Below are 7,257 nucleotides of genomic sequence, written 5' to 3'. Positions count from 1 at the left end.
TACGCCCAAACCGCGTAGCCAATGACCGAGCGTGGGAAACGGAAACCTTTAAGGCGCGAAAGATCAGACAGATTCAACATGGCATCGCGCTACAACGACAAGTCGATGGCAACAACCTGACAATGCCCTTTCCACTGGTTCCATTTCAGGCCGCTTGCCACCTTGTCGGAAAGCACTGCCGCGGTCGCGGAACCCAAGCAATCTGAAAGCCCGGACGAATGGCATAGTTCCGTGAAGAAATCTGCGGTCCGGTAGGACATGAAAATAACGCAATTGATACTCCGCCTGCTTATCAAGTCCCGAGTTGCCTCAGACAGGGTCTGCGCGGGCTCGGCTTTGTAGACGACGACACGTCGAGCCTTGTAGCCCCGACAGACCAGATCTTGTGCGATGTCTGCGGTAATGTTCTGTCCACTCAGGTAGGTGATCGTCCCATCCGTTGGCCTGACTTCTTTCAGGATGAGATCGAGAAGGCTTTTTGCGTCACCGTCCGCTTGAAAGATCCGCGAGAATCCCGCCTGGCGTAGCGGCGCCGCCGTTCCCGCCCCAACGGCATAGATCGGTGTGGTCGTCTTCAGAAAGCCAGCGTTGACGATATACAAAGATGCAAAGGTGGACGTAACAACGAAAATGTCGGCTCCGCGGAACGCGTCTGTGTTCGGGCCTGCCGAAGACACGTTCAAGATCGGTTCAACTGAAACCTTGCATCCTCTTTGTTCCAGACAAGGCCGCATGAGTTCGGCTTGGAAGGATGGTCGCGTGAGCAGAACATGCATGCAGAGTGCGCCTTTCTTTCGGATATTTTCGCTCCACGGGCACTTGGTAGCACCAGCCCTCTGGTGCCCGGTGCTCCTGTGTTCTGATCATGCCAGCAATCGCGAAGAACGCCAATGAACGAGGTGTCACAGGCCCGCCGATAGTGCGACGTCGAAATCGATCTGATTGACACAACCAATTTGACTGCCTAACTCTAGAGGTATGTTGGAACATGCAGATCATTATCGTTTTCTTCTGCTGAACCGCCCGCTTCCCCGGGCGGTCTAGGCGCGTTTACGCCTGCTGCACCCCCGGGGTCTCCTCAAGTTTCAATGATGAGCACGCGGCCACGGTGGCCATGGGGGAAGTCATGTCCAACATCCACGAACATCGGTTTTCTACTTTTGAGAAACGGCTTAACGGTCAAAACGGGCCGCGCGAGTGTTCGCCAGTTCCGGAAGCTGACTATCACAGGCTGAAAGCGTATCAGGAGCAATGCGATGAGTCGCAAGACCGTGCTGAGATTATGCTATCATATATTATTCGGCACAAGTTGATGACACTGAAACCAGTCAAAAACCTTTACGCAGCGCATATCGTAACGAGCGGTCGTCAATTCCAATACGTTATTGACCAAGGTCCCGTTCAGGATGGCCTGCTCGTCCATCGGGCTCGATGGGGGCAGGGCACGGGGGTCATCCCTGCATATTCGATCCTGGGCGTAACCCTCATCGGGATGTTGGTCGGTCAACGTGCGCCCTTGCTGTGCGAAAATGGATCCATTCGATCCGTCACGGTTTCGCGCGTGATCCAGGCAATCTGAAATCTCCTGACAGACCTGACCCAGACCAAAGGGGCCGTCTGCTTCCCGCACACCTGCATTTCTTCACATAAGGAGCGGCCACCATGGCACCGCAAGAACTTACTAAGTCGCGTAGTCGTCGGACACGAAATCCGAAGATCATCATCAATGCCGATGATCTAGACCATCTGGAAGCGCTGGCAGAAGGCGCGATAGCCCGCAATTCCGATCTGGCCGAGCGTTTGCTGGAAGAGCTTGGCCGCGCAAAAATCCTGCCTGCGGCAAAGTTGCCGGCGAATGTGGTCGCGATCGGAAACAGGGTCACGTATCGCGATGAATTCTCTGGGCAGGAAAGAACAGTGATGCTTGTCTATCCCGAGGATGCCGATATCGCGCAAGGCAAGATTTCCGTCATGACGCCGATCGGGGTAGCGCTTCTTGGATTGCCCGAAGGCACATCGTTTCATTGGGACACCCGTGCGGAACAGCGCAGAACGTTGACCGTGATATCAGTTTCGTAACCTCTCGGAAGTAACGAATCCTGCCTGTCGCTCTGTCGTCTACCGCAGTGAGAGAGAGCATGTGTTTCCCTCTGCACTGAATATGATCCACAAGGAAACCGGATATGTCAAAGGTTTCAACTACACGTGTCGACAAGCTCTTGTCTTCGATGGGCTATGGCACACGCAAGGACATCGCGCAGTTGGCACGCTATGGTGGTATTGTCTTCGATCAGAAAGAGATCTTGGACGCCGCCGTTCGCATCCCTATCAGTGCGGATCTGCCAAGCCGTATGACAGTTGCGGGAAAGGCGCTTGATCCGCTCACAGGTATGGTCGTGTTGATGAACAAACCTGTGGGGGTGACCTGTTCGCACAAGGAGGCGGGCGCACTTGTCTATGACATCTTGCCCGCACGTTGGCGGCGCCGCGATCCCGCGATTTCAACCATTGGCCGCTTGGACAAACAAACATCAGGGCTCTTGCTGCTGACCGATGATGGCAACCTTCAGCACCGGATCAGCAGCCCCCGAAGTCAGATCAGCAAGACCTATCGCGCCATACTGGCACGTCCACTCGACGGTACAGAAATCGCTCTGTTTGCGTCGGGTACACTCACGCTCAAGGGCGAAGACAAACCGCTGGCGCCGGCGGTGCTGGAGATCATCTCGGAAACCGAAGCCCTGATTACGGTGACCGAAGGCCGATACCATCAGGTTCGCCGTATGTTCGCCGCTGCGGGCAATTTCGTCGAGACCCTTCGACGTGAACGTCTGGGCAATCTTTGCCTGCCTGACGGCCTCGACCCCGGTCAATGGAAGCTGTTAAGCAAAGAAGAGATCGCCCCGGTCTTTCATTAGTTTGCCGGATTGGCTCAGATCACCCCAAGCATACGCATCGCCTCGGCAACCCGCACGAAACCGGCGATGTTGGCGCCCAGGACATAGTCGCCGGGGGCGCCATACTCATCGGCGGTTTCAGCACAACGATCATGGATGCTCTTCATGATCTGCGCCAACCGCTGTTCCGTCTGCTCAAAACTCCAGCGGTCCCGGCTGGCGTTCTGCTGCATTTCCAATGCCGAGGTCGCAACGCCCCCCGCATTCGCGGCCTTTCCCGGTCCGAACAGGATGCCGGCCTCGCGCAGGATGCGGATTGCCTCAGGTGTGCAGGGCATGTTCGCGCCTTCGCCGACAGCCAGCACACCGTTCTTAACCAGTGACTTTGCATCCTTGCCCGTCAATTCGTTCTGGGTGGCCGAGGGCATCGCCACATCACAGGGCAAATCCCAAATTGATCCTTTGTCGGTCGACACAAAATGCGCGCTATCCCCGCGAAGCCGGGCATATTCCGAAATGCGCTTGCGGCGCACGGACTTGACTTCCTGAAGCAAAGAAAGGTCAATCCCGGCTTCGTCTACGACATAACCGCTGGAATCCGAACAGGCGATGACCGTGCCGCCAAATGACTTCACTTTCTCGATGGTGTGGATGGCCACATTGCCCGCACCTGATACAACCACGCGCTTGCCGTCGAAATCGGTCTGGCGGGTTTCAAGCATGGCCTTGGTGAAATAGGTATTGCCGAAACCCGTTGCCTCGGTCCGAGCGCGGGATCCGCCGTGGGCAATGGCTTTGCCGGTGAATACGCCCGACTCGTATCGGTTTGTCAGGCGCTTGTACTGGCCGAACATGTATCCGATTTCGCGCCCGCCTACACCGATATCGCCGGCTGGCACATCGGTCTGCTCGCCCAGATGGCGGTGCAGTTCGGTCATGAGCGATTGGCAGAAACGCATGATCTCGCCATCGGATTTACCCTTGGGATCGAAATCCGTACCACCCTTGCCGCCACCGATCGGCAGGCCGGTCAGGGCATTCTTGAAGACCTGTTCGAAGCCGAGGAACTTGATGATCCCCAGGTTGACCGAGGGATGGAAGCGCATCCCGCCCTTGTAAGGGCCGAGGGCCGAGTTGAACTGGACGCGAAAGCCGCGATTGATCTGAACGTTGCCCTGATCGTCCACCCAGGGAATGCGAAAGATGATCTGGCGCTCGGGTTCGCAGATCCGTTCGATCAGAGCCTGTTCGAGGTAATCGGGGTTCTTGGCCACGACGCGCCCGAGGCTTTCCATCACCTCGTGCACGGCCTGATGGAATTCCGGCTCGCCGGCATTGCGCCGCATCACGTCGGCAAGGATCGGTTGGAGTTTTTCGTCGATATTGTTCATGCACTCGTCACATTTCGCGCAAAGTGGTGGCTGGGTGGTGAATATGTGGGCAGCGATGTCACGTCGGGCCCAATAATGAAGCAGATATTTGATTTTCAGCCGTTGCACAAGCCGCTCTCGGTCAGGATGAGATCGAGCGGAATGTCATGGGGTTGCGGATAAATGGTTGCGAGTTGCGCGGCTTTGATCCCGACGCCGATGACAACGGGTTTTGGGGTCAGCGCCGCCAGCGTCCGGTCGAAATAGCCCCCGCCATAACCCAGGCGATAGCCATCCGCCGTCCAGCCGACGAGGGGGGGGCAGCGCGATGGCGGGGGTGAGGACGGGCGCGTCCGGCGGAGGGACGGGAATGTTCCAGTCGCCGCGTACCATGCGGGTTTCGGGTGTCCAGCGGCGGAAGGTGAGCGGGGCGGCCCTGGTTTCGACCAGCGGCAGCGCGACGGTTACGCCGGCCTCGTGGAGCGCGGCCATCAGAGGCCGCAGGTCGGGCTCGCCCTTGATCGGCCAGTAGGCGGAAAGGACCATGCCCCGCGCGCCACCGAGGCGTTCTTTCAGCACCTGTTGCAGATGCCCCGCCAGCGCCTCGCCGATCTCTCTGCGCTCGGCGACCGACAGCGCCAGCCGCGCGGCGCGCAGGCGGCTGCGTTCGGCCTTGCGCCAGCGGGCGACATCGCGCGCCTGTTGCGGATCGACCGCCAGTGGATCGACATATTCCGGCGCGACCTCGGCGGCGTAGCAGGGCGGCCAGGCAAAGCCGCCGCGGCCGTTCAGGATATCGTCGCTCATGACCGCGCCCCGATATCGCGTCGGGCCGTGCTTTCCCGGATGCGCCGGGCCTGCGCGACCATATCGGCCAGCCGTGCGGCGGCGGGCGGGAAATCGGTGATGGCGCCCGGCCCTGGCCGGCATAGAGCGCCATCGCCTCAAGGTCGCCGGTTGTGGTCCGCAGCGGAGAATCGGTGCTGAACCGCAGGCGCAGCTGATCGCCGTCGAAGGCGATGGTTACGTGCGGCAGGCTGTCGGGATCATGGCCCAGATACTCCCCTTGGCGTGCCCCCATCGGGTGGTCCGGTTTGATTTTTAGTGCATTGTAGGTCTCTGGTCCATCGGGACGACGCTTTTCGGCGCGGGTGGGCGGTAACCCAGAGCGCTGTGCGGCCTGACAGTGTTGTAGTGAACTCGGCATCAGCAAAAACACTGTGCTCGACGTTATGAAACGTCATCGCAAAAATTCTTAGGATGTCATTCTGCCCCCAGCCGGAACAGACCCCCTCGTCCGCAAGGGTGATGGTCATCGGCTCGGTCATCTCTGGATGGTCGAGCAGCAAATCCTCGCCCAGCAGCCAGGCCGACATGATCTCGGTGTCGGGCGAGGGTTACATGGGGATGACTATCCTGCCGGCAAGGACGTAGCCGGACAGGTGGGCGACGCGCCAATCTCCCACGAACTGCGCGCGCACCCCCTGCCACGCCGCCGGTGAGGACATGCCGCAAAGGACCGGGTCGTCGCCCGGATCCTGCGCCAGCCCGGGTGCGGCGGCAAAGACCAGAACGGCCGTCAGCGCGAGGGTTCGTCTCATTGGCTTCTTTCCTACTTGCCGCGACAGGCTAGTGCCCGGAGGCCGTGATCCGGCCCCCGACGACATCGAGAACGAGGGGCTGGAGTGGTCCCGGTGCCTGGCCTGACATCGGATGGGCCGCCAGGTGTGCCCCGATCTCTCCGTTGAAACGCAGCGAGCCATCCCCGTCGCGGTCGATATCCAGACCCATGCGCGCCCCGGTATCGCCAGCCAGCCCCAGAACGGGGTTTCCGGCTCCGTCCTCGATCCTCAGCTCGACGAGGCTTGCCGTTCCCTCGACCATCATCACCATCAGGCGGATCCGGCCGATGCCCCGCGGCGTCTCCTGCGGATCGGCGACGATGCGCAGGGAGCCGACATCGTTGGTCTCGAAATGATACTCCGACCGCTCCGCGTCGATCCGCCAGGACGCGGGTGCGCCGCCCAGGAATCCGGTCATACCCCCGTCCGATCCCTCAGCCAGGACAGGCGCGCAAAGGCAGATCGCAGCAAGGGCGAGGGTTATGGCCCTCACTGCAACTCGCTCACGATTGCCTCAAACGTCAGGTTGACGTCAAGAGTATCGCTGGGGTCCGTTTCGTCCGGGGACCTCAGACCAATACGAACCAGACGAATCAGAGTAGCCTCCACCCGGCCCGCGATCACCAGCGTACCATTTTCATAAGCAGAATTTGTGATCGTCAAGGAAAGCCCATCGTCCAGATCGGCACGGTATTCGTCCCGAGTGGCTTGGGGTTTTCTACGCGGATCTGAACTGAGAATTGGAATATCGATCTCTGCGGAGAAAAAGTCACCATCAAGATTACCGGACCACTCTGCACCCAAGGACAAGTTGGCAAAGCCACGCTCCCTCAGTGCTGGCCCTCTAAATAAGATCGAAAGATGTGAAGTCCCGAAGTCGGATTGCTCCACCCAGACCGGTATCTCTATCTCTTCACCTCCGATTGAGCCCCATGCCTTTCCCCCCGGCTCTGCCGCCATGACAGGTATGGATAGCGCCAGAAGGCTCAATGCAGTGATGGTTGATTTAAGCATGGGTTATAGATCCTCCGTTTTGATGGCGCCATGAGTCATTCTACGATCGTGATAATTGCGCGTCCGAGGGCTCTGTTGTAAACTTTTTCAGCGACAAGCATTTTGTGGGTCCTTGCTGAGATAAAGGGTGTAGCATGAGCGACTTCAAAGGCCGTCATTTCCGGGGTGAAATCGTGCTTTGGGCTGTGCGTTGGTACTGCCGCTATGGGGTTAGCTATCGTGACCTGGAAGAGATGATGGCCGAACGGGGTCATCGGGTTGACCACTCTACGATCTATCGCTGGGTTCAACATTATTCCCCCGAGATCGAAAGGCGCATGCGTTGGCAATGGCGGCACCCTCGATCGAATAGCT

General features: G+C 58.8%; 9 protein-coding genes and 3 pseudogenes. 4 read left to right on the top strand and 8 right to left on the bottom strand.

Features of this window, described 5'->3' with window-relative positions:
* Positions 1-89: 89 nt before the first annotated feature.
* On the bottom strand, positions 90-776 hold the full coding sequence (locus tag J5Y17_RS18890) for a uroporphyrinogen-III synthase (protein WP_219787410.1): 687 nt from the start codon (positions 774-776) through the stop codon (positions 90-92).
* A 350-nt stretch (positions 777-1,126) separates the two neighbouring features.
* Here J5Y17_RS18890 and J5Y17_RS18885 point away from each other — a divergent pair, with 350 nt between their 5' ends.
* The 3 genes from J5Y17_RS18885 (at position 1,127) to J5Y17_RS18875 (ending at position 2,918) form a co-directional block, all read left to right on the top strand.
* Positions 1,127-1,579: a hypothetical protein gene (locus J5Y17_RS18885; RefSeq protein ID WP_133618488.1), complete on the top strand. Its 453-nt coding sequence runs from the start codon at positions 1,127-1,129 to the stop codon at positions 1,577-1,579.
* Positions 1,580-1,662: 83 nt separating this feature from the next.
* On the top strand, positions 1,663-2,079 hold the full coding sequence (gene rnk, locus J5Y17_RS18880) for a nucleoside diphosphate kinase regulator (RefSeq protein WP_107326198.1): 417 nt from the start codon (positions 1,663-1,665) through the stop codon (positions 2,077-2,079).
* A 104-nt stretch (positions 2,080-2,183) separates the two neighbouring features.
* A complete protein-coding gene (locus tag J5Y17_RS18875) occupies positions 2,184-2,918 on the top strand; it encodes a 16S rRNA pseudouridine(516) synthase (RefSeq protein WP_219787409.1) in 735 nt (244 codons plus the stop codon).
* 14 nt (positions 2,919-2,932) lie between these two features.
* Here the strand turns inward: J5Y17_RS18875 and gdhA are convergent, their stop codons facing one another.
* The 7 genes and pseudogenes from gdhA to J5Y17_RS18845 form a co-directional block, all read right to left on the bottom strand.
* Complete coding sequence (gene gdhA / locus J5Y17_RS18870) at positions 2,933-4,288, bottom strand: NADP-specific glutamate dehydrogenase (RefSeq protein WP_219787408.1); 1,356 nt, start codon at positions 4,286-4,288, stop codon at positions 2,933-2,935.
* 95 nt (positions 4,289-4,383) lie between these two features.
* Complete coding sequence (locus J5Y17_RS19260) at positions 4,384-4,551, bottom strand: 5-formyltetrahydrofolate cyclo-ligase (RefSeq protein WP_255572228.1); 168 nt, start codon at positions 4,549-4,551, stop codon at positions 4,384-4,386.
* Between the two features lie 124 nt (positions 4,552-4,675).
* A pseudogene (locus J5Y17_RS19255) lies at positions 4,676-5,074 on the bottom strand (5-formyltetrahydrofolate cyclo-ligase); the annotation flags it as partial.
* Positions 5,075-5,368: 294 nt separating this feature from the next.
* A pseudogene (locus J5Y17_RS18860) lies at positions 5,369-5,470 on the bottom strand (integrase core domain-containing protein); the annotation flags it as partial.
* Positions 5,471-5,664: 194 nt separating this feature from the next.
* Positions 5,665-5,868: a hypothetical protein gene (locus J5Y17_RS18855; RefSeq protein WP_219787407.1), complete on the bottom strand. Its 204-nt coding sequence runs from the start codon at positions 5,866-5,868 to the stop codon at positions 5,665-5,667.
* Between the two features lie 28 nt (positions 5,869-5,896).
* Positions 5,897-6,307, bottom strand: coding sequence for a hypothetical protein (locus tag J5Y17_RS18850; protein WP_219787406.1), 411 nt, complete (start codon positions 6,305-6,307; stop codon positions 5,897-5,899).
* A 71-nt stretch (positions 6,308-6,378) separates the two neighbouring features.
* Positions 6,379-6,903: a hypothetical protein gene (locus tag J5Y17_RS18845; RefSeq protein WP_219787405.1), complete on the bottom strand. Its 525-nt coding sequence runs from the start codon at positions 6,901-6,903 to the stop codon at positions 6,379-6,381.
* Positions 6,904-7,037: 134 nt separating this feature from the next.
* Here J5Y17_RS18845 and J5Y17_RS18840 point away from each other — a divergent pair.
* Positions 7,038-7,257: pseudogene (locus tag J5Y17_RS18840) on the top strand (IS6 family transposase); the annotation flags it as partial.

The sequence above is a fragment of the Celeribacter sp. PS-C1 genome (assembly GCF_019429625.1).
In the GTDB taxonomy this organism is placed as follows: Bacteria; Pseudomonadota; Alphaproteobacteria; order Rhodobacterales; family Rhodobacteraceae; genus Celeribacter.
This window is presented reverse-complemented; position numbering and strand designations above follow the sequence as displayed.

Bases quoted from the DNA above. Each gene is read 5' to 3' on its own strand.
- J5Y17_RS18890 (WP_219787410.1), bottom strand. From the start codon at position 776: ATGCATGTTCTGCTCACGCGACCATCCTTCCAAGCCGAACTCATGCGG.
- J5Y17_RS18885 (WP_133618488.1), top strand. From the start codon at position 1,127: ATGTCCAACATCCACGAACATCGGTTTTCTACTTTTGAGAAACGGCTT.
- rnk (WP_107326198.1), top strand. From the start codon at position 1,663: ATGGCACCGCAAGAACTTACTAAGTCGCGTAGTCGTCGGACACGAAAT.
- J5Y17_RS18875 (WP_219787409.1), top strand. From the start codon at position 2,184: ATGTCAAAGGTTTCAACTACACGTGTCGACAAGCTCTTGTCTTCGATG.
- gdhA (WP_219787408.1), bottom strand. From the start codon at position 4,288: ATGAACAATATCGACGAAAAACTCCAACCGATCCTTGCCGACGTGATG.
- J5Y17_RS18855 (WP_219787407.1), bottom strand. From the start codon at position 5,868: ATGAGACGAACCCTCGCGCTGACGGCCGTTCTGGTCTTTGCCGCCGCA.
- J5Y17_RS18850 (WP_219787406.1), bottom strand. From the start codon at position 6,307: ATGACCGGATTCCTGGGCGGCGCACCCGCGTCCTGGCGGATCGACGCG.
- J5Y17_RS18845 (WP_219787405.1), bottom strand. From the start codon at position 6,903: ATGCTTAAATCAACCATCACTGCATTGAGCCTTCTGGCGCTATCCATA.